The following is a 20,663-nucleotide window of genomic DNA, read 5'->3' as shown; positions in this document are numbered from 1 at the left end:
GCCAGGTCATTACAAGACGTCCAAAGCCCGCCGCAGATCGGCGATCAGGTCATCAGCGTCTTCAAGCCCCACCGAGAGACGCATGAGATCCTCGCCGACTCCATCGGCCAAATGGGCATCCTTGCGGATCGGCTGCCGAGCACGGGTGAGGCTTGCTGGATGATAGATGAGGCTGTCGGCATCGCCGAGGCTGACGGCGCGAATGATCAGGTTGAGCCGGTCCATCATCCGGCGCGCTCCTTCGTATCCAGCGTGGAGGCCAAAGGCCAACATGCCCGATCCGTTGGACATCTGTTTTCGCGCCGTCACCTGATCAGGGTGCGAGTCGAGGAACGGATAACTCACAAATGCCACCGCCGGGTGCGCTTCCAGCGCCCGAGCCACCGCAAGGGCTGTGGCGCTGTGCCGTTCCATACGCAGCGTCAGCGTCTTGAGACCGCGCAGGATTAGGAAAGCTGACAGGGGCGAGAGCGCTGCGCCGGTGATGTAGCGCAGGCCCGTTTCATGCAGCGTACGGAGCGTTTGGGCGTCGCCGAGAAGCGCCCCGCCAAGGGCATCGCCATGACCATTGATGTACTTGGTCATCGAATGGAGCACGATGTCCGCCCCGTGCTCAAGCGGTCGCTGGAGCGCGGGCGAGGCGAAGGTGCTGTCGACTGCAACCCTTACACCGCGCGCGTGAGCGCGCTCTGCAATTGCCGCTATGTCGAGGATGCGGCTCAGCGGATTCACCGGCGTCTCGAAGAAAACCAGCCGCGTCCGCTCGGTGATCGCAGCATCGAGATTGTGGGGATTTGACAGATCGACCGCGACGACCTTGATGCCGAAGCGGGGGACCGCCTGTTCGACCATGGCAAGCGTGTTCGCATAAAGCGTCTTGTGGACGATGAGTTCATCGCCCTGGGACAGGAGCGACAGGATCAGAGTGCCGAAGGCCGCCATCCCCGAGGCAACAACCAGCCCCGCCTCGGCTCCTTCCAGATTCGCGAGCCGCTGCTCGAGGATCTCGGTCGTGGGATTGTATTCGCGCGCATAGAGCCTTCCACCAAGGGCGGCGGCGGCATCGTTTGCTGCCACGCTTTCGAACCCATAGGTTGACGTCAGGAACACTGGCGGCTGGACGGCATTGGAAAAGCCGGCCGGATCGTAGCCATGATGGATCGCCCGGGTGGCAAATCCGGGGCTGGTGCGGTTGAGCGACCCCGTGGGAGCATCGGTTTCGGATTGATGGGAGCTGGTCATTCGGCCTCTGCGATCTCTCTTGGGGTTCCGAAAGATTGACGGCAACCTGGCCAATGTGAAATATCCAGTTGGCGATGAAAGAGATGGTCCAGTCTTCAAGTGCCGGGTCTGCAGCGCGCTCGCACGCGATGGGTGCACGCCAGATATACGAAGCCCTTCGCGAGCAAATCCTCGGCGGCGTCTACGAAACCGGCAGTCAGTTGCCATCCTCCCGGGCCCTGGCAAATGACCTCGGCGTTTCGCGAACCACGGTGACGGTCGCCTATGAGCAACTGGCTGCGGAGGGTTTCATCGAAGTCCGTCAAGGCGCACGACCTCGCGTTGCGTCTTCGTTGATGGGCCATGGGACGGGGCGCACTCACGCGCAACGGGTCGGCCCAATCCACCTGTCCGCATATGGCGAGCGGCTGCGCGCGACGTCACCCTGGCCAGATTATCTGCCGACTGGGCTGAAGGTCGAGTTCCGCTATGGCGACCTCGCGCCGTCGGATTTCCCTTCATTGGTCTGGAAACGCGCGATGAACGAGGCGATGGGGCAGCGCCCGCTGCGTCTTGCCTATGACGATCCTCGCGGCTCGCGCCGGCTTCGCCAGGCGCTTCAGGGCTATCTCTGGCGCGCCCGGACCCTGAGCTGCGACCTCGACCAGATCATAGTTGTGAACGGTTCGCAGCAGGGCCTTGATCTGTGCGCGCGCCTGCTTCTCGATCCCGCCGACCGTTTCGTCATCGAGGATCCGTGCTACAGGATGGCGCGTCAGGTCTTTGCCAGTACGGGTGCCTCACCCATCCCGGTCATCGTCGACGAAGACGGGATGAGGACCGAGTTGCTGGCGGGGATCGGAGCACGACTGGCTTATGTGACGCCATCGCATCAGTTTCCGCTGGGCGGCGTCATGCCGATCGCGCGCCGCCATCAGCTTCTGAAATGGGCGCGGCACAACAACGCCTATGTGATCGAGGACGACTACGACAGCGAATATCGCTACGACATCAATCCGGTCCCTCCGCTGCACAGTCTCGAGGACCACGGGGCTGTCATCTACCTCGGCACGATCTCCAAAACGCTCTCGCCGATGCTGCGCATCGGCTACCTCGTCGTCCCGCCCGAATTGCAGGAGGTCTTCGCAACCGCCAAACAATTCGCAGACCGGCATTCGCCGGTCGCTGAACAGGAAGCGCTGGCATCGTTGATCGAGAGCGGCGGCTACGAAAGCCATGTGCGCCGTGTGCGCAGGCTGAACGGCGAGCGTCGGGAAACGTTGTTGGGTGCCTTGCAGCACAGCTTCGGGGATCGCATCACTGTCCAGGGAGCAGATGCGGGACTGCACGTCGCCGTTTGGTTCAATGACCTGCCACGATCGCGGGAAACGGCCTTGGTCGAATCCGCCCGCGACGCTGGCCTGGGGCTACACCTGATCTCGCCGCTCTACGAACGGCCATCGGACGAAGGCCGCACCGATCGCGTCGGACTTGTCATGGGCTATGCCGCCTTGAGCATTCGGCAGATCGGGAAGGGCGTTGAGGTCCTGCGAGAGGTTGTCAAGCAGGTGCAAGACGCGATGCCGGCGCGGAACAACTGAGCCGGGGCGACGCCGAAAGCTGGCGCTGAAAACGGTCCGAGGGCCCCCCGTATTTCTTTCCAAACAGCCAACTGGACCGGGAAAATGCCATGCAACTGGCGCTGTTGATCAGGCCAGTTTTGCAGCAGGTTTCCACGAGACGAATTTCCGAGAGCGATGATGACCTGGCGAGGAAAGCTGCTTCACGTCCATATCGCGCCTGCCGCCTCCTATGAAATGGAGGAGCTGGCGCAGGCGCAGCTTATTGCCGGCCAAGGCGTTGTCGGAGACCGCTACTACCTGGAGACGGGGACCTATTCCGCGCGTCCTGACGTTCGCGAAGTGACGCTGATCGAAGCTGAAGTCTTGGACGCCATCGCGCAGGGCGAACCCAGAATTCCGGGCTTCAAGGCCAAACTCGCACCCGAAGATCACCGGCGCAATCTGACGACACGAGGCGTTCCGCTTAGCCATCTTGTCGGCAAACGCTTCCGGGTCGGGGAAACGATTCTCAGGGCCGCCCGGATGAATGTGCCGTGCAAGTATATCGAGGAGTTGCTCGGGCTTCCGGGTCTCTACGAGGGGCTTCTGAACCGCTCCGGCCTGAACTGCACAATCGAGGTCGGGGGCGTGATCCGCCCCGGTGATCTGATCTTGCCCATCGACGAATGAAACGCCATGGCCTCGCCGCGCATCATCATGAAGCTGACCGTGACCGCCGCCCGCAAGGAGCCGGGCGACGTGCTGGTCATCGACCTGAAACACCCACGCAAACCTGTGCTGCCGGCGTTCGAAGCGGGTTCTCACGTCGACGTCCATCTGCCTGAAGGGAAGGTGCGTCAGTATTCACTTTGCGGCGACCCGACCGAGCTTGGCCGCTACACCATCGCGGTGAAGCGCGAGAATGACGGCCGTGGCGGCTCGGCGTGGATCCACGAAATCATTGCCGTCGGCTCCACACTGCCTGTCTCCGCGCCACGCAACCATTTTGCGCTCAAGCCAGGCGAGGGGCCGAATTTGCTGCTGGCAGGGGGAATCGGGATCACCCCGATTCTGGCCATGGCGCGCGCGCTCACCCGGCAGGCCAAGCCCTTCGAGTTGCACTATTTCACCCGCAGCCGGGCGCTCACGCCACTCTTGGCGGCGATCGGGAGCGATCTTCCTGGCGGCAATGTGCGGATCCATTTCGACGACGAGCCTCAGACCCGGCAGAACATCGCCGCGCTGCTGGCGAACCGTTCGGACGACGCGCAGACATACTACTGCGGACCGCCTGGCTTCATGGCGGTTGTGGGGCGCGCGGCTCAACACTGGCCCGAGGGTACTGTTCATTTCGAAACTTTCCAGCCTCCCGAGTTTGATGGCGCGCCACCGGAACCGTTCGTCATAGAACTGGCTGAGGGCAGGGTGGTTGAGGTTTCGGCTGAGACCACGGCACTGGCCGCCTTGCGTGCGGCCGGTGTGCCGTTGATGGCCTCGTGTGAGAACGGGGTGTGCGGGACCTGCGAATGCGCAATGCTGGGGGGACAGCCGATCCATCGGGATGCCGTCCTGTCCAAGGAGGCACGCGGCCACCGCTTCATCCCCTGTGTGTCGCGCGCGACAGGTGTGTTGAAACTCGATCTTTGACCATTTGGGCGGGGGTCCTGTGAGACCGGCAGCTGATTTGCGGGAAACTGAATGACGAGGAAACTGGAATATCTGAACGAGATCGAGCGCTGCGTCTCCTGGCTCGCAGCCTGGACGATCCACCACGCCAACCACGTCCGCGAGGGCGATGAGATCAAGGTCGGGGGGCATCAGGCCTCGTCCGCGTCGCTGAGTACCATCATGACCGCGCTCTACTGTTCGGTCCTGCGCCCGCAGGATCGGGTGGCGGTCAAACCCCATGCGGCGCCGATCTTCCATGCACTTCAGTATCTGGCGGGCAACCAGACCCACGAAAAGCTCATGAACTTCCGCGGCTACAAGGGCGCGCAGAGCTACCCTTCGCGGACGAAGGATGTCGACGATGTCGACTTCTCGACCGGGTCGGTGGGTCTCGGCGTTGCTCAGACGCTGTTCTCGTCGCTGGTGCAGGACTACGTCTCGGGTCACGGCTGGATGAAGGAGCGTGCCGAGGGCCGAATGGTCAGCCTGATCGGCGACGCCGAGATGGATGAGGGCAACATCTACGAGGCCCTGATCGAAGGCTGGAAGCACGGGCTCAGGAACTGCTGGTGGGTGGTCGACTACAATCGCCAGTCGCTCGACGCCGTGATCCGGGAGGGCCTCTGGCAGCGTTTCGAGCAGATTTTTCGCAACTTCGGCTGGGACGTGATGGTCCTGCGCCACGGCGCTCTGCAAGAGGCTGCCTTTGCCGAGCCGGGGGGCGAGAAGCTGCTCGAGTGGATAGAGCGCTGTCCGAACCAGCTCTATTCGGCGCTGACCTTCCAAGGGGGTGCTGCCTGGCGCAAGCGGCTGCTCGACGAGATCGGAGACCAAGGGCCGGTCACCACTCTGATCGAACGCCGCTCCGACGACGAGTTGCAGGCGTTGATGACGAACCTTGGCGGGCATGACATGCCGAGCCTCCTCGAAGCCTTCGAGGCGGCGTCCAGGCATGACCGTCCCGTCTGCTTCATCTGTTACACCATCAAGGGCTACGGTCTGCCGCTTGCCGGACACAAGGACAACCACGCGGGGCAGATGACGCCCACGCAGATGGAAGACTACCGCCTGCAAATGGGCGTAAAGCGGGGTGAGGAGTGGGACAAATGGGCGGCCGCCACCTTGCCGGAAGCGGAACTTGACGCCTTCTTCGCAAAGGCGCCGTTCTTCAGTGAGGGGCGTAGGAGGCTGTCTGCGCCGTCGGTGCCGGTGCCTGAAACCCTTCCGTCACCGGGGCAGCCCGGCAAGCCGCTCTCGACTCAGATGGGCTTCGGCCAGATCCTGAACGACATCGCACGCGAGCGCAGTCTGCTTGCCGACCGCATTGTCACCACCTCGCCCGATGTGACGGTCTCGACCAATCTCGGTGGCTGGGTCAACCGGCGCGGCCTTTTCGCCCGGGAGACCATGGCGGACACCTTCAAGGCCGAACGCATTCCGTCGACCTTTACCTGGGAATTTGGGCCGAAGGGGCAGCACCTCGAGCTCGGGATCGCCGAGTCGAACCTGATGATCATGCTCGGGGCACTCGGTCTCTCGCACTCGATCAATGGCGTGCGCCTGCTGCCGATCGGGACAGTCTATGATCCCTTCATCTACCGATCGGCCGACCAGCTAAACTACGCCTGCTATCAGGATGCGCGCTTCATGCTGGTCGCAACGCCCTCGGGCGTGACGCTGGCGCCCGAGGGCGGGGCACACCAGTCGATCGGCACCCCATTGATCGGCATGGCGCAGGATGGGCTTTGCGCCTTCGAACCGGCCTTCGTCGACGAACTGTCCGTGATCATGCGCTTTGCCTTCGATTACATGCAACGTAATGGCGAGGGGGATCCGGATGAGACGACGTGGCTGCGTGATCAGACCGGAGGATCGGTCTATCTTCGCCTGTCAACCCGGCCGCTCGAGCAGCCGCTGCGCGACATGAACCCGGCGCTCGCGCGGGACATCGTCAATGGCGCCTATTGGCTGCGTCCGCCTGGGCCCAACGCGAGTGTCGTCATTGCTTATCAAGGCGTCGTCGCGCCGGAGGCGATTGCCGCGACGGGTCTTCTGGCGGAGGACAGGCGCGATGTCGGGCTGCTCGCGATCACCTCCGCGGACCGGCTTAATGCGGGCTGGCAGGCGGCGGAACGTGCCCGGCAGCGTGGCGCGATTGGCGCCCTGAGTCATATCGAGCGGCTGCTCGCGCCGCTATCGCGTGACTGCGGCATCGTCACCGTGATCGACGGCCACCCGGCGACGCTCGCGTGGCTCGGTGGGGCTAACGGGCATCGCGTGAAGGCGCTCGGGGTCGAGCAGTTCGGCCAGACGGGGACTATTGCGGACCTATACCGTCACCACGGCCTGGACACCAACGCCATCGTACATGCGGCGCAGGCGGTCAGTGCGGGACCGGCTGTTCGCTTCCGGAAGGCGCTGCCTTGACCATGAGCTAACGGATGCTCCGTGGCTGGTACGGATCGGCTGTTTCCACGGGCGTTCCGGTTCGCTTCAAAGCGCACAGGGCCGGGACACTGTGGACGTTCTGATCGCGCTTGAGTAGCTTGTGCGACCCCCAGGGTCACCTGGAATACGCAGGGAGGCGGCTTTTATTTAGCCTTGCGTCCAATTACGAACTCGATCCAATCCAGTCCGGAGCAAAAGCTCCGCGTCCTCCCGATTTTCGGCTTCGACGTAGCACCGCATTTCCGGGGCATTTCCGGATGGACGCAAATGCAAGACACGCTTATCCGCGAGAGTGATACGAAGTCCGTCAACATCGCTAACCTTGCTTACCACTCCAATCGACCCGACGAAGGCGGCAATGTTAGTTTCCGCTGTACGAAGGTATGTCATGAGGCGAGTGCTGCTTTCGACGGAAAAATTTTCCAAGCGATCCGCCGCCGCTGCCGGCAATTGAAAGGAACTGCCAATCTCTGACAGTGGCTGCCCACTTGTATTAACAAGGGAAAGTGCCGCGAGGATGGGGAGAAAACTGTCGCGTGTAGGTAGCGCTGGCAGTTTAGTTCCGTTCGGGTCAAAGTCCGTGCCGGTCAACAAACCACCGTTTGCTTCGAAACCAACCACGCGCTCGTGACCCGACGCAACCAAATCGAGCATGGCAGCAATAACAAATGGCGATCCAACCTTGGTACGCACGACTTTAAAAGAACCTGCGGTCTCGATACCAGAGTTTGATGTGACCGGCGTGACGACTGCCTTCGCTTGCAGGAAGTTCGCCGTAATCAGGCCTAACAAATCACCGCGAAGGGGGTCTCCGTGGTCGTCAGCTACCAGTGGGCGGTCACCATCGCCATCTGCCGAGACGACCGCATCAAGCCGATGCTCTTTGGCCCAGAGCTTGAACTGTTGAGCAGTCTCGTCAGAGACCGCTTCAGTGTCGACAGGAATGAAACCTTCCGAACGTCCCAGGGTTACGACCGTCGCACAGTGATATGAGAGAATGTCAACCAAGAGATCGCGCGCGACTGTGCTGTGCTGATATACGCCCACCGTTAAGCCCTTTAGAGCATTAATCTCCATAAGCTTTCGATTGCGCGCCGTGAAAAAGGCCTTGCATTCGGCCTCCCGGTGCTGCCGACGTGCAACAGCACCTTCAAGGACGTATCCGCGCTTCTCCAGCTGCAAGGCGATGCGCGTTATCTCCCGCTCATCACCCTTGTCGATCTCACCGTCGGGTCGATAGAATTTTATTCCATTACGGTCGGCCGGAATGTGCGAGCCTGTGATCATCAAACAACCACTCTTACGCGCCTGAGCATACAGTGCCAGGGCAGGGGTGGGGACTGCGCCGCAATCGACTACGATGAAGCCGAGCGCGGACAGTGCCGCCGCACAGACGGCGGCGATGGCCGGACTCGAGGCGCGAAAGTCGCGCCCTATGAGTATCTCGTCGCCAATTCTGGCCAGGCCGGATTCCAGCAGGAATGTCGCGAATGCCGTTGCATATAGGGCAGAGGCGGCTCCTGCCAATTCTGTCGCCAGGCCCCGTAATCCACTTGTTCCGAATTTCATACCAAATCCGACGTTGCTAACCGGGTTTTGAAGGTAACATGCTCAAACTTTGGCTCGTCCGGAATGCCCATCGACAGATCCCTCGGACGAGAACAAGAAGTACATTCGGTTACCGTAGACGCGTTCGGTTATCGACGGTTACCCTTGTGAGGATTGACGCAGTCGGCGTCGGCGTGGGCAGCGCACCGTGACCTTCACGGCGACGAGGTTGGAGCGGATGGGGTCCGGGTCCGGCGGGGCTCCTCGCGGCTGGCTCACATGAGCGCTATCGCCATCGAGTGATTGTCTCAGTCTACATTAGCTCTGGGTCCCGAAAGCGCGTACAGGCCTGAGACGCAGCAAATCCTCTTATCTACCGCCGTTCGGTGTAGCTCCCGTTTAGAAATGCATGATAGACACTCTCGATGCCTTCCATGAGAGTGATCTTTGCTGCCCATCCCAAAGTGCGCAGCTTGTCGACGCTCATCAGCTTTCGCGGTGTACCGTCAGGTCTAGAGTGATCATGCGCAATCTCCCCAGTAAATCCGACTACACGGCAGATCATTCTAGTCAGCTCTAGGATCGTGATGTCCTGTCCGCAGCCGAGATTGACGTGATCATGGTCAGAGTAGTTCTTCAGAAGGAAGACTAATGCGTCGGCGCAGTCGTCGACGTGCATGAATTCCCGACGTGGTGTGCCCGTGCCCCAGATGGTGATTTGCTTATCACTTATGAGCTTAGCTTCATGCGCTTTCCGGATCAGCGCTGGGATGACGTGGCTTGACTGCAAGTCATAATTGTCGCCTGGCCCGTAGAGATTCGTCGGCATAGCGGAGATGTAGTCGCGGCCGTATTGCTGGCGATAGGCTTGAGCCATTTTGATGCCGGTGATCTTGGCGACGGCGTAGCATTCGTTGGTGCGCTCTAGTGGCCCGGTCAAAAGCGCGCTTTCAGGAATGGGCTGTGGTGCCATCTTCGGATAGATGCAAGACGAGCCGAGGAAGAGGACGCGGTCGACATTGTTTTCGTGGGCTGCCGCGAAGATATTGGCCTCGATCATCAGATTGTCGTAAAGAAAGTCGACCGGATAGGTGGCGTTCGCGAGAATACCACCTACCTTTGCCGCCGCCATAATGATAGCGTCCGGTTTCATCACTGCCACGAAGTTTTCAACCTCGGTCTGTCGCTTGAGGTCTAGCTCTCCCCGAGGGGCGGCCACAACTTTGCAGTCTTCAAACGCGAGTCGGCGTACAACAGCGCTGCCCACCATACCTTTGTGGCCAGCGACCCACACGGTTTTTCCGTTAAGATCATACATTACGCTTCCTTCATGACTACAGATGTCTGCATGACCTTCAGGTCTTCGCGCACCATTTCCGCAGCAAGCTCGCGCACGGATGTCTCATGCACCCAGCCGAGCTTCTCCTTCGCCTTGGTAGCGTCACCCAGGAGAAGATCGACTTCCGTGGGGCGGAAGTAGCGTGGGTCCACTTGGACTAGGCATCTGCCGCTCGCTACATCATAGCCCTTTTCGCCGACACCCTTGCCACACCATTCGATCTCGACGCCGATATCTTCGAAAGCCCACTCGACGAATTGGCGGACAGGAGTCGTTTTGCCCGTAGCCAGCACGTAATCATCCGGTTGATCCTGCTGTATCATCATCCACATACCTCGCACGTACTCACGCGCATGGCCCCAATCGCGTTGAGCATCGAGATTGCCGAGATAAAGCTTGTCCTGCTTGCCCAGGTAGATAGCAGCGGCAGCGCGGCTGATCTTGCGCGTCACAAAAGTTTCGCCACGAAGGGGGCTTTCGTGATTAAAAAGAATGCCGTTGGAAGCGTGCATACCATAGCCCTCGCGATAATTGACGACCATCCAGTAGGCGTAGAGCTTGGCGGCGGCGTAAGGGCTGCGCGGATAAAAGGGCGTCGTTTCGTTCTGCGGTACGGACTGCACGAGGCCGTATAGCTCCGAAGTCGAGGCTTGATAGAAGCGGGTCTTGTCCGTCAGACCGAGGAGGCGAATCGCCTCAAGAAGTCGCAATGTACCGATACCGTCCGCGTTTGCTGTGTATTCAGGTGTTTCGAACGACACCTGCACATGGCTCTGAGCAGCCAAGTTGTAAATTTCGTCTGGCTGAGATTCCTGAACCACGCGGATGAGGTTAGTCGAATCAGTGAGGTCACCGTAATGCAAGATCAGGCGCGGATCGGATTCGTGCGGGTCTTGGTAGAGGTCTTCGATACGACCCGTGTTGAAGGAAGAGGAACGTCGCTTAATCCCATGAACGATGTAGCCTTTTTTGAGAAGAAGACGGGCAAGATAGGCACCATCCTGTCCAGTTATGCCCGTAATAAGAGCAACTTTTCTGCTATCGCCCATTCTATTCCTGCTCTATCTAAAGTTTAAGGTTTCGGCTCCGGCTCGCCACGCCGACACAATGTGCGGCCCGCCCCGTGCCCTATGGAGCACTTCGACAGATGCGGCGCGAAGCTCGTCATTGACAGTCTGCCAGCCGAGCACACCTGCTCTTGCTTGGAGTCACAGCAAAATAGAGTTGCGCCGCTAACTGGGATTCGTACATGCGGTCAGAGTGCCGCTCAGCTCACGCCGCGAGCGACTGTACTCCAAGCACCTTGCAGCTGATTTGCTCATCTATCAGCGAGTGAGGACGCCCTTCTTTCTTGCTTCAGCGTCTTCTAATGGGAATTGTTTGGATCAGTGAAATCGATTGTTTGGATAAAGTGCATCCACAGAATGGATGGTCTGACCGAGCAGCCGGGGCGCATCGCCGGCCCGGAGTCGTAGGTCCCGAGCTTCCGTTCGGGGCGAGGACAAAGTTCGTGGCCGCGAGCCCTCACCACAGCATCCGGCACAGGTCGTGCAGAACTTTGGGAGCAGACTGCAGATTCTGTCGATCAGCTGGTTCCAGGCGCGTCGAGCTATCGACCTCATCTCGCCCGGGACGGTTGCTGTATGCAGCCTTGCACCCTTGGCGTGTGGCGTCGACGGAACGATTTGCTCCGGCAGGCAGTCTCGCAGCGTTCCCCGGCTGTTTCGGCTCTATTGGCCGGGCCCGCGTCAGCCGAGCCCCTTCATCACGGCATCCAACGCATGGATGGCCGGCATCCACTCAATAGATTTTACACATGCCGCGGAGGCCCAGTAGAGAAGGCTGAACCGGAAGCGAGGGCATCGGCTTCAAGCCGTGCGAGCGTCACGGGATTAGTGGGCAGTGCTGAGTGAGCTCTTCTGCCCTATGGCCCGGCCTCTGCCAAGCGCCCGGCGTCGGGTCTACGTGTCTACTAAGGATTCCAAACCGGATGCAACCTCCTCTCTGAACGAGATTTCCGAAAATGCATGTTAGTGGATTGGAAAAGCGCCGGTTCGTCGTCTCTCGGAGGCGTACGGGGTTCGGTGATTGTCTGTGGTCATTGGCGGCCGCTTGGCGCTACGCGCAGCGGTCGGGACGAACTCTAGTCATCGACTGGCGGGGGGCCTGCTACCTCGACCAACCCTTCACAAATGCGTTTCCGGTGTTCTTCCAGCCGATCAATGACATCGCTGGCGTGCCGGCTATTTCCGACGACCGGATCAACGACGTTTCCTTCCCTGGTCCATTCTTCCCGGAGTGGTGGAACAGGCCGGCGATCGAGTGCCTTTACCGGCCAGATGAGCAGATTTTCCAAGAGCGCGACGAGTTGGGCGAGCTCTTTCAGGCCGAACACGATGTCGAAGCGAACACAGTAGTGTGTGACGCTTGTCTGATGTGGCGGTGCGATGAGGATGCAGAGCGGCAGGTGTTCCAGAGTGTCCAGCCTCGGCCAGAAATTCAAGCCCGCATAGATGCCATTTATCAGGAATGTTTTGAGGGGCACAGCATCATCGGGATTCATGTTCGGCACGGTAACGGTGAAGACATCATGGAGCATGCGCCCTACTGGGCCGATCCGGAGCTCGCCGTTCGGCAAGTGTGCGCTGCAATTGACAAGGCTAAGGCGTTACCGCACCCCAGGCCTGTGCGGCTGTTCTTATGCACGGACAGCGCGCGGATACTGGATCTTCTGTCGGCCAGGTTTCCCGATCTGCTCACTGTCCCGAAGCACTTCGGATCCAATCAAGGTGGCCCCTTACACACTGCAGCACTCGGGATTGACGGCGGAATTTCCGCCCTCGTTGAGATGTATCTTCTCGGGCGCTGCGATACCGTAATTCGGTTTCCCCCGACGAGCGCCTTTACACGATATGCACGCCTTTTCGCACCACGGGTAATTGAATTCGATCTGAAAGAGCCAAGTCGTTTGACTTTGATAGAAGGCAGCCAAGTCTCTGATCTCAGTTAAGACCCGCCACCTGCGCAATTCGGCAGACGCAACCAACAGGCATAGTTGAATGCGCATTTCTCACCGACGCCAGTGGAGGCGTCGTACATTACCGATACCGTCGTCATCTGACGCCGCCTGCAACGCGCCAGAACTTCGCTGTTACGCGGGGGCCGCAGACAAACCAGAGCGACGGCGATCGTGACGCTGACGCTCGAAAGAACGCGGGCGATCACTCCAGAGACGAAATTGAGGTTGGTTATGAAAGTCATTCCCGTGATCATCAGCGGCGGAGCCGGATCGCGGCTATGGCCCGCCTCAAGGCAATCGCACCCCAAACCTTTCCTCAAAGTGGCGGATGGATATTCTCTCATTCAGCAGACTGTGCTGCGCGCCGCTTCGATAGAAGGTGTCGTGGAACTCGTCGCTGTGACATCCGGGGACCACCTCTTCCTGACCAAGGACGAATTTGACGAACTGGATTCCGTGGTCCTGCCACGCACCTTTCTGCTCGAGCCCGAAGCTCGGGATACGGCCGCCGCCGTGGCTGCAGCCGCGATCCATGCGAGGGCAACGCAAGGCCCTGACGCGATCCTGTGCGTCTTCCCGGCCGATCACCTGATTAGCAACCTGCCTGCGTTTCTAGACGTCATGGGCCTGGCCATGGAACATGCGAAGCTCGGGCGGATCGCCACATTGGGCGTCACCCCAACCAGACCGGACACCGCATTCGGCTACATCGAAGCAGATGGTGAGAACGTCGTCCGTTTCGTTGAAAAACCGAATCTGGAGACAGCCAAAGCCTATGTCGCGTCTCAACGCTTCTTCTGGAACGCCGGCATCTTCTGCTTCAGTGCGCAAACCATGCTCGACGAGATGGTTTTGCATTGTCCCGAGGTGCTCCAGGCCGTCGCCGACAGCTATGAGAACGGCCGCGCCAGTCAATGCCAAGGCTTTGCCAAAATCGAACTCGCGCCTGAGCATTTCGGTTCCGCGCCGCGAATCTCGCTCGACCACGCTGTCATGGAGAAGACTAACAGACTTGCCGTGATTCCCTGCGACATGGATTGGAACGACATCGGATCTTGGAACGCAATGGCCGATTTGATCGCCCCCGACGAAAGCGGGAACAGGATACGCGGCGATGTGCACATGGTCGACACGACCGGCACATATGTGAGCTCCGACAAGCGCGTCATCGGCACGGTGGGCGTAAGCGATCTGGTGATCGTGGATTCCCCGGACGCTTTGCTTGTCACATCCCGCGACCGCGTTCAGGACGTTAAGAAGCTCTTCGAGGGCCTCAAGGCTTCGGGACATGAAGCTCATCTGGTCCATAGCACGGTACACCGGCCCTGGGGTACCTATACGGTTCTGGAGGAAGGCGAGCGCTTCAAGATCAAACGCATCGAGGTGAAGCCCGGTCGCCAGTTGAGCCTGCAGATGCACTATCATCGTTCGGAGCACTGGGTCGTGGTCAGCGGCTCCGCCAAAATCGTCAATGGCGAGCAGGAGTTGTTCCTGGGGACAAACGAATCTACTTACATCCCCTGCGGCCATAAGCATCGGCTCGAGAACCCAGGCAGAATTGACCTGGTTATCATTGAAGTGCAGAGCGGCGATTATCTCGCCGAGGATGATATCGTTCGCTTCGACGACGAATATGGTCGAACGTAGATAACAGTACAAAAAACGTTAAACGGCGAGCCGTCGCTCAAGGATCTCTGTCGTGGGTTCTGGGCCTAACATTGACAAAGCAGCGGGCCGAGCGTGTCATAGTATCCGCCCCGCACTCTCATCAGGCACTCGATCCTGGTCGAAAACATCGGTGAGCGCTTGACAGCGCGCCGTCCGCGGTAACGAAGACTTCAGATCTTTTTAGGCGGACCCGTTGCTCAGCTGTTCAACGGCACAGCCGTATTTCAGCCTGTAGGCGGCAACGAAATCCTCATCGCTGCAGATGCAGCGGCCGCTGGAATCTTTGGCTTTCGGATCATGGAGGTAAGAACCAAGGGGGCGCAGTAGATTCACGCGAGTGCTGGTCGTCGGACTCATCGGAAAACCCGCACTATGCTTGACCAGGTCTGCGGCAAGCATGATCCCGGCAAGCGCTGATTGAAAGGCCATCGGAACCACGGTTCGAACGAGACGACTTCCATCGCTAAGCTGGAACCCGCCGCAGATAGCCTGCTGATAAAAGGAACGGAGGGGCTGGCCAACAAACGCGGCGAGCGGCCCAAACGGCACAGCCATCGCCGTAGCCACCCGAGCTACGAAGGAATTGACGGGGGCCCGCACAAGCGGTGGAGCATCAAGGGCGGTGGACCGAAGGGCGTTGGTTGCAAGGGCCACCTTAGAGAGGCCGACCTCCGCCTGACCTGCCAACACGTAGCGCTGCAGGTTTGAGAGTTCGATAGCTTCGTGGCCGGCGATCTATCAGTTGCGGCATTGTCCCGGCAGCCGCCTGAGGTTCGCCTGTGTCGTGTCACCTGCAAATTCGAACAAAGTCAGGACAACGACTTTGACAAATCTTAGAATCGGCGGATGATGCCCACTCAACTTACCAGTGATTCACGTCTAGTTTGGATGCTGTGGCCCTACGAACGGATTGACGGCCGTTTAGGCTTTACCAGCTTCACCATTCAACAATTGATGGGATAGAAGTCATGGCCAAAGACTCTGCGCTTCTGTCTGAGCTGCATAAACTCATCGGGCAACGGATGGAGGCTGGCCAGATCGCGCAGCCAAGCGAGATCGTTGAGGAGATATTCAAAAGTAAACCTCTGACAGGCCCGCATGCCGACTTCTACAGAGCATTTGCCAAGAAAGAACTTGTGGGTGTCGTTACACGTATGTTGAAGCGCGTGGGCATGAGCGACGATCCTGCGTCCCCTCAGATGGTCCTTCCTGGCCATACTCGCTTAGTCAAATCGTATCCTGTGCTTCGGAACGGCGAACGGTCTCTGGTTCCAATAGGCCTCTGCACAACGGAAGAACTTTCTGACCACGTCTCGCTTCTTCGAAAGCAGGCAAAGGGCTGCGAAAACCACGCTGCAGAATTGGTTGAGTACCTTGCCACCAAAACCACCCGGGCGAAAATTGAAGCGCAAATCGAGAGGTCTGAAAGAACCGTAGCCGAACCGGCATGATAGCCGATGTCGCTATTTCCACCATTTCCTCACCTACTTCAGAATACGCCGAAGTAGTGCCTGACCAGATTAGCGGAATTAAACCGTTTGAGATATCGTGGTCCCTGCGTTGGGGGGCACTTCTGATATGGATGTTTACGTCGAAGGAAAGGGGCCAGAGGGTGAAGCTGGGACGCCTTTCCGAATATCGCTTGAGCCGAGCTATAGACATCGCGACGCGCTCAGGCTGCTTTTCATCTTGGTTGCGGGAAGTGAAGATGTCGACAGGCCTACAGAGGAGGTCGTGAGCGTTTTTCGAGCTGAGAAGCGCTTGATGGCAATGGACTTCCTCGTCCGTTATCCTGACTATTTGGGTGACGCCCTGCTGGATCTCTATGAGGAGACCCGCGAACCCGAACTGCTAGAGGCAGTTCAGCGCATCTTCATCAACGACGAGCCTTCCATCAGACTGGTGCGGATGGTCCGCTGGCGGCACGGCGCCTATCAGAACGTCGAGGACGCCCTTGCAATGCTGAGCTACTACGGCTTAGCGAGACCGATGCAACTCGCCGGTGACGACGGCAAAATTCGTCGGTACGAGTACCTTATATTACCAAAGGCGATCTCGTTTCTGGAAAAGTGCGTTCAGGATTACCCGGAGTTGGCGTGGTATCGCGACCGATTAGCGTTGGTAATGCGAGTCGCCAGCGGCAAGAGCGGCTCCGCCCTAAAGGAATGGCAGTATGAGCACCCGCAATATGGAAGCACCATCCAGGGCGACGTGATACCGACTATCCAAGAGCAGGTCGAACAGCGTCTGACCAAATTCGCCGGATTGGAACCATGAGCAAGGAACGGATCATCGAGTCGACCGAGTACGGCTGGATAAGAGCCATAGCCGAGGATAGCACCAGTCCGGAGTCGGATGTTCGAAGCGCGTTGCTCAAGTATGGCATTCGCGCGCAGACTACTCCGCCGCGCGCCAAGAGCCTTCGCTTCGACGGCATCAAGTTGACGGGTGTTCGAGCCGAATCCGAGCGCGACGGACCGTTTCATCTGTCCTGGTCAGACCTAGGGATCGGCATCTGGGCCGTGATGTCCGAGCGCAATCTGCGAGGAAAGTCATCCATCCTGCACCTACTCAACGCAGCTATCCGCGGCGACTTTCCCGGTCGGGTGAAGCCCGACGTTTGGAAGTGGCTGGAAACCATCGAAGTCCGGTATTGTGTCGATGAAGTCCTGCATCGCATGGAGCTGCGCAAGCCTGCCGGCGAGGAGAAGGCGGCGGAGGGCAAGGCCACGCTGAGCCGGAGTGTCAGCGACGGTCAGTGGATCACGCTCTATGAAGGTGACGCTGGAGACGGGCTGAAGTCTCAGACCGAGCACCTGATGATGGAAGAACTAGATTTCCCGGTGATTTATGCCCACAACAAGAATACCGGCGGTCATCCCCATGGCTGGCCTCTGATAGCTTCGACGTTCTTCCTGTCGAGTTCTACTGAGCCGAAGGCACTGTTCGGCGATCTGCCCATAGACGGGCTCCCGCTTCGCCTGCTCCAACTGTTCATAGGGTTGCCGTGGGTCTCTACCTATAGTGCTGCGTTAACCGCGCAGAAGCAGCTCGAGCAGGCACTGGCCGATAGGCCGAACCATTCTGGCGTGAGCGTAGTGCTCGATAGCAGGCTTATCGAGGTTGAGGGCCAACTCGCCAAAGCGAAGGAGGCTCGTGGCACCGATGACCGCAGCGCAAAAAGGCTGGAACTGGCGCGCCTCGATGAGGAGACCGTGACCGATAGGAAGGTGGTCGAGACCGCTCGAATAGCCTTAGAGACGGACACGGCGACCGTCGCGGCCGTCACAGTCAGCTACGACGACGCGCGGCGAAGGCTCAAGCAGCTCGAGGACGAGCGGTCGGCAGGATACTCGTTCCGTCAGCTCAACCCGACTTGCTGCCCTGCCTGCGAGGCAGCGTTCGAGGAGGCCGCGCCTGCGGTTCAGCACGCAGACCACAACACCTGCGCCTTGTGCAAGAACGACTTGCCGGTCCACGAAAACGATCTGGATAGCGATCGCATCCAGTACGCGCAGATCCTGGTTGAGGAACTGGCTTCGTCGCTCCAGATCGCCAAAGCCAAGTTCAAAGCCAGCGAGAAGACAGCAAGGGAGGCGACCGAACGCCTCCGCACCGGAATGAACAGGATGCGAAACCTTCAGGACGCCATCTCAACGTTGCCGACCGACCCCGAACTCATCGTTGTGCAGTTGGAGGCCCGGGCCGAGCAGCTTCGGGAACTGGTCGCCTCACTGCAATCGCCTGCCAACGACGACACCGAGACGCAGAGCGAACTCAAGATCCTTCGTGCCGCTACTGACGCCAGTAAGACGCTGATGACCTCTATGCAGTCGGACGTTCTGACAGAGATCGCTGATTCGGTGATGTCCCTCACGAAGAAGTTCGGTGTTTCCCACATCACCAGCATGCACCTCGACGGCGGTGGGAGGCTGAAGGTCCACCAAGGCGGCGCCGATATCTATTTCAGCAACCTTACGATGGGCGAGAAATTGCGCATTAAGATCGCGACCTCGCTGGCGGCTGTGGAGGTGGCCAAGCGTCGCGGGCATGGCCGGCATCCAGGCTTGCTGATTATCGACTCGCCTGCGTCGGAAGAGGTCGTGAACGAGGACTTCGAGCAGATGCTGGACAGCGTTGCCTCTGCTGCGAAGGACATCGGAGGCGTTCAGATCATTCTCGGCACCATTGCTCGCAGCGCGGTGGAGGCGGTTGTGTCTATTGATCATCGGCTACACGCTAAGGGGGATAAGTACCTCTTCTGAGTGGTCGGCGATGGAAGACAGATTCGAGCTCCTGACGACGGAAGGCACGCCCATCCTAGACCCGGGAACGGCTCAAGAGAACGAATTGCTGGCCGCGATTGAGGCCCTGTCTTCCGAAACCGCGCGCGCAGACGCGTTCTGCTGGATGACCCGCTGGGTGACCGCGGCCGCCGTTCAGCGCGCGCTGCTGCGGATACTCGAGCGAGAGGATGACGCCACCTCTGTTGCGGAAATGGTCGACTGCCTCGACGAACTGCCCACAATACCGCAGGCTCTCGGGCGCAGTGCGTGGGAAATCTTCCGCCGCCGTTTCGAGCCCCGGTCTGAACATAGCTGGATGCGATCGCAGGCGTTGCGCGGCGCGCTTGTCGTAGTGCAGGGCGACCACAGTTTGGTCAGGCGCCTGCAGTCGTATCTTCTGGACGTCACGACAGACGACGACGGGGCCTATCTGCGTCACGTCGCCAAGGTCACGGGCACCATTCTGCGTCGATACCCCGATGACGACTTCCGAGACCTTCTCTCCAACCTGGCGCATGTGGGCGAGGCAGCAGACGAAGCTACCCTTGAGCTCGGACTTGATCGCTTGCAAGACGGGTTGCTGGCCAGAACGCAGGACGCGCTCATGTCAGCCTTGACGGCGGCGCAGGGTTGGTTTCGGCGTTCCCTGGCGGCGAGCGAAGGACGTTCGGATGCTGCGCTGTATGATATCTGTACGTCTGTTCTGATCGATGTGCAGAACAGAGGACTGCACTCCGATCTTGCGTTGGATTTGCCTAAACTTCGTAGGGCAGCCATCGAGTACTCAGCCTTTGCCGTCGATCGCCACTCCGCCCAGTCATGGCTCGGGGCGCCATCGCGCGAGCGTTTTCACTGGCTGTCGATGGCCACGAAGTTAGCCATGGCTGCTCACACGTTCACAAAGGACACCTGGCTGCAAGCGGCCATTGTGATCGAGGACGAGTTGCTATCGATCTTTTTTGCGAGTGAGAGCGTGTTCTCTCGATCCGATGGCCACGGCGCCGATATTCTCGGACGAAAGGCACTCGTCCAATCGCTGCAGAAGCGGCGATACTATCTGCAGACCTTAAATCAATGGCTCGCCGAGAACGTTGATAGCGATCTAGCTCCGAATGTCGGACAACTACGCGACACGGTGCAACATTCACTGGCCGGAGCTATCCATCGCAGCCCTTTTGACGAATCGACTGAAGGCTGGCTGGTCGATGTCCTCAAGAAAGCCGGCCTCGACGCAGCTACAGCCGCCATGACCGCAGCGCAGTTCGACGTGGGGATGGATCGCAATCGGCAAGTGGCAGAGCTGTGGGCCGCCGTTATTGAGAAGCTCTCGGACAATCCCGATTACCAGCGCGACCATCCCCGAGCGCTGCTGGAACACATGTGTACGCTCATTGTGCGTTTTCTCGATTTTCGCGCCAACGTTGGCAGAAGTACCGACCCGTCTGCTGAGTACGTGTTTCGGCGCGGCGCCGATCTGCCGGTCGAACACGACCTTCAACTAGATTTCCTGAAGTTCCTCACGATGTCGGACGCACCGTCGTTCCGAGCCGAAGCCCGTGACTCCGGTGGCGGTCGCGCTGACATCGCTCTCGAATATCGTGGCGTCAAGTCGATCGTGGAGGTGAAGAGGGACGACAACGTGCTCAACAATGCGGAACTTGCGGAGCGGTATGCCGGCCAGGCGACGGGCTATCTGACGACCGGTGTCTGTTTCGGTTTCCTCCTGGTGCTAGATCTCACGGATCGGAAAGGCCATCAACCGCACATTTCCGAACAGATCAGTGTGGAGCAAAAGGTGCCGGATGGATCTAAGGTAAAATACCATATTGTGGTGGCCAGAATTCAAGCCAATCGCAAGACGCCGCATGAACTGCGGTAATGTTAGCTTTCCTTTGACGCATACC

Annotated in this window: 15 protein-coding genes; 10 read left to right on the top strand and 5 right to left on the bottom strand. The window is 59.3% G+C overall.

All coding sequences use genetic code 11. The features are described 5' to 3' along the window. Positions 1 to 9 precede the first annotated feature (9 nt). On the bottom strand, positions 10 to 1,242 hold the full coding sequence (locus tag NKI10_RS24100; protein ID WP_023806678.1) for a trans-sulfuration enzyme family protein: 1,233 nt from the start codon (positions 1,240 to 1,242) through the stop codon (positions 10 to 12). Between the two features lie 74 nt (positions 1,243 to 1,316). Here NKI10_RS24100 and pdxR point away from each other — a divergent pair, with 74 nt between their 5' ends. From pdxR to NKI10_RS24080, 4 genes are all read left to right on the top strand, one after another. Continuing rightward, positions 1,317 to 2,822: a MocR-like pyridoxine biosynthesis transcription factor PdxR gene (gene pdxR, locus NKI10_RS24095; RefSeq protein WP_023697829.1), complete on the top strand. Its 1,506-nt coding sequence runs from the start codon at positions 1,317 to 1,319 to the stop codon at positions 2,820 to 2,822. A 159-nt stretch (positions 2,823 to 2,981) separates the two neighbouring features. Then, complete coding sequence (locus tag NKI10_RS24090) at positions 2,982 to 3,473, top strand: MOSC domain-containing protein (protein ID WP_031198755.1); 492 nt, start codon at positions 2,982 to 2,984, stop codon at positions 3,471 to 3,473. A 6-nt stretch (positions 3,474 to 3,479) separates the two neighbouring features. Continuing rightward, a complete protein-coding gene (locus NKI10_RS24085; RefSeq protein WP_023806681.1) occupies positions 3,480 to 4,430 on the top strand; it encodes a PDR/VanB family oxidoreductase in 951 nt (316 codons plus the stop codon). A 51-nt stretch (positions 4,431 to 4,481) separates the two neighbouring features. After that, the gene (locus tag NKI10_RS24080) at positions 4,482 to 6,878 is read left to right on the top strand and encodes a hypothetical protein (protein WP_023806682.1); all 2,397 of its coding nucleotides are present in this window, start codon (positions 4,482 to 4,484) and stop codon (positions 6,876 to 6,878) included. 168 nt (positions 6,879 to 7,046) lie between these two features. On the opposite strand, the gene NKI10_RS24075 is transcribed toward NKI10_RS24080, so the two are convergent. From NKI10_RS24075 to gmd, 3 genes are all read right to left on the bottom strand, one after another. Continuing rightward, a complete protein-coding gene (locus NKI10_RS24075) occupies positions 7,047 to 8,468 on the bottom strand; it encodes a phosphomannomutase (RefSeq protein ID WP_023806683.1) in 1,422 nt (473 codons plus the stop codon). 352 nt (positions 8,469 to 8,820) lie between these two features. Next, positions 8,821 to 9,765 carry a GDP-L-fucose synthase gene (gene fcl, locus NKI10_RS24070; RefSeq protein WP_352862140.1) on the bottom strand — a complete coding sequence of 315 codons (945 nt, stop codon included), beginning with the start codon at positions 9,763 to 9,765 and terminating at the stop codon, positions 8,821 to 8,823. Beyond that, positions 9,765 to 10,835 (bottom strand): GDP-mannose 4,6-dehydratase, encoded by a 1,071-nt coding sequence (gmd, locus tag NKI10_RS24065; protein WP_023806684.1) that lies wholly within the window; start codon positions 10,833 to 10,835, stop codon positions 9,765 to 9,767. The genes fcl and gmd overlap by 1 nt, the downstream gene beginning before the upstream one ends. Before the next feature lie 974 nt (positions 10,836 to 11,809). Between gmd and NKI10_RS24060 the strand changes: the two genes are divergently transcribed. Beyond that, entirely contained in the window at positions 11,810 to 12,796 is a 987-nt protein-coding gene (locus NKI10_RS24060) for a nodulation protein NodZ (protein ID WP_023711832.1), read from the top strand. A 240-nt stretch (positions 12,797 to 13,036) separates the two neighbouring features. Further along, the gene (locus NKI10_RS24055) at positions 13,037 to 14,452 is read left to right on the top strand and encodes a mannose-1-phosphate guanylyltransferase/mannose-6-phosphate isomerase (protein WP_023711831.1); all 1,416 of its coding nucleotides are present in this window, start codon (positions 13,037 to 13,039) and stop codon (positions 14,450 to 14,452) included. Positions 14,453 to 14,653: 201 nt separating this feature from the next. Here the strand turns inward: NKI10_RS24055 and NKI10_RS24050 are convergent, their stop codons facing one another. Next, positions 14,654 to 15,028 (bottom strand): hypothetical protein, encoded by a 375-nt coding sequence (locus NKI10_RS24050; protein WP_245263882.1) that lies wholly within the window; start codon positions 15,026 to 15,028, stop codon positions 14,654 to 14,656. A gap of 413 nt (positions 15,029 to 15,441) precedes the next feature. Between NKI10_RS24050 and NKI10_RS24045 the strand changes: the two genes are divergently transcribed. From NKI10_RS24045 to NKI10_RS24030, 4 genes are all read left to right on the top strand, one after another. After that, positions 15,442 to 15,924, top strand: coding sequence for a hypothetical protein (locus NKI10_RS24045; RefSeq protein WP_023711829.1), 483 nt, complete (start codon positions 15,442 to 15,444; stop codon positions 15,922 to 15,924). A 313-nt stretch (positions 15,925 to 16,237) separates the two neighbouring features. Beyond that, a complete protein-coding gene (locus tag NKI10_RS24040; RefSeq protein WP_245260670.1) occupies positions 16,238 to 16,750 on the top strand; it encodes a hypothetical protein in 513 nt (170 codons plus the stop codon). Beyond that, positions 16,747 to 18,738, top strand: coding sequence for a hypothetical protein (locus tag NKI10_RS24035; RefSeq protein WP_023711827.1), 1,992 nt, complete (start codon positions 16,747 to 16,749; stop codon positions 18,736 to 18,738). The genes NKI10_RS24040 and NKI10_RS24035 overlap by 4 nt, the downstream gene beginning before the upstream one ends. 10 nt (positions 18,739 to 18,748) lie before the next feature. Beyond that, the gene (locus NKI10_RS24030; protein WP_023711826.1) at positions 18,749 to 20,638 is read left to right on the top strand and encodes a hypothetical protein; all 1,890 of its coding nucleotides are present in this window, start codon (positions 18,749 to 18,751) and stop codon (positions 20,636 to 20,638) included. Positions 20,639 to 20,663 lie beyond the last annotated feature (25 nt).

The sequence above is a fragment of the Mesorhizobium sp. M0802 genome, assembly GCF_040320115.1.
Classification (GTDB): domain Bacteria; phylum Pseudomonadota; class Alphaproteobacteria; order Rhizobiales; family Rhizobiaceae; genus Mesorhizobium.
The sequence above is the reverse complement of the archived record's forward strand: the minus strand, read 5'-3'. Positions and strand labels throughout refer to the sequence as shown.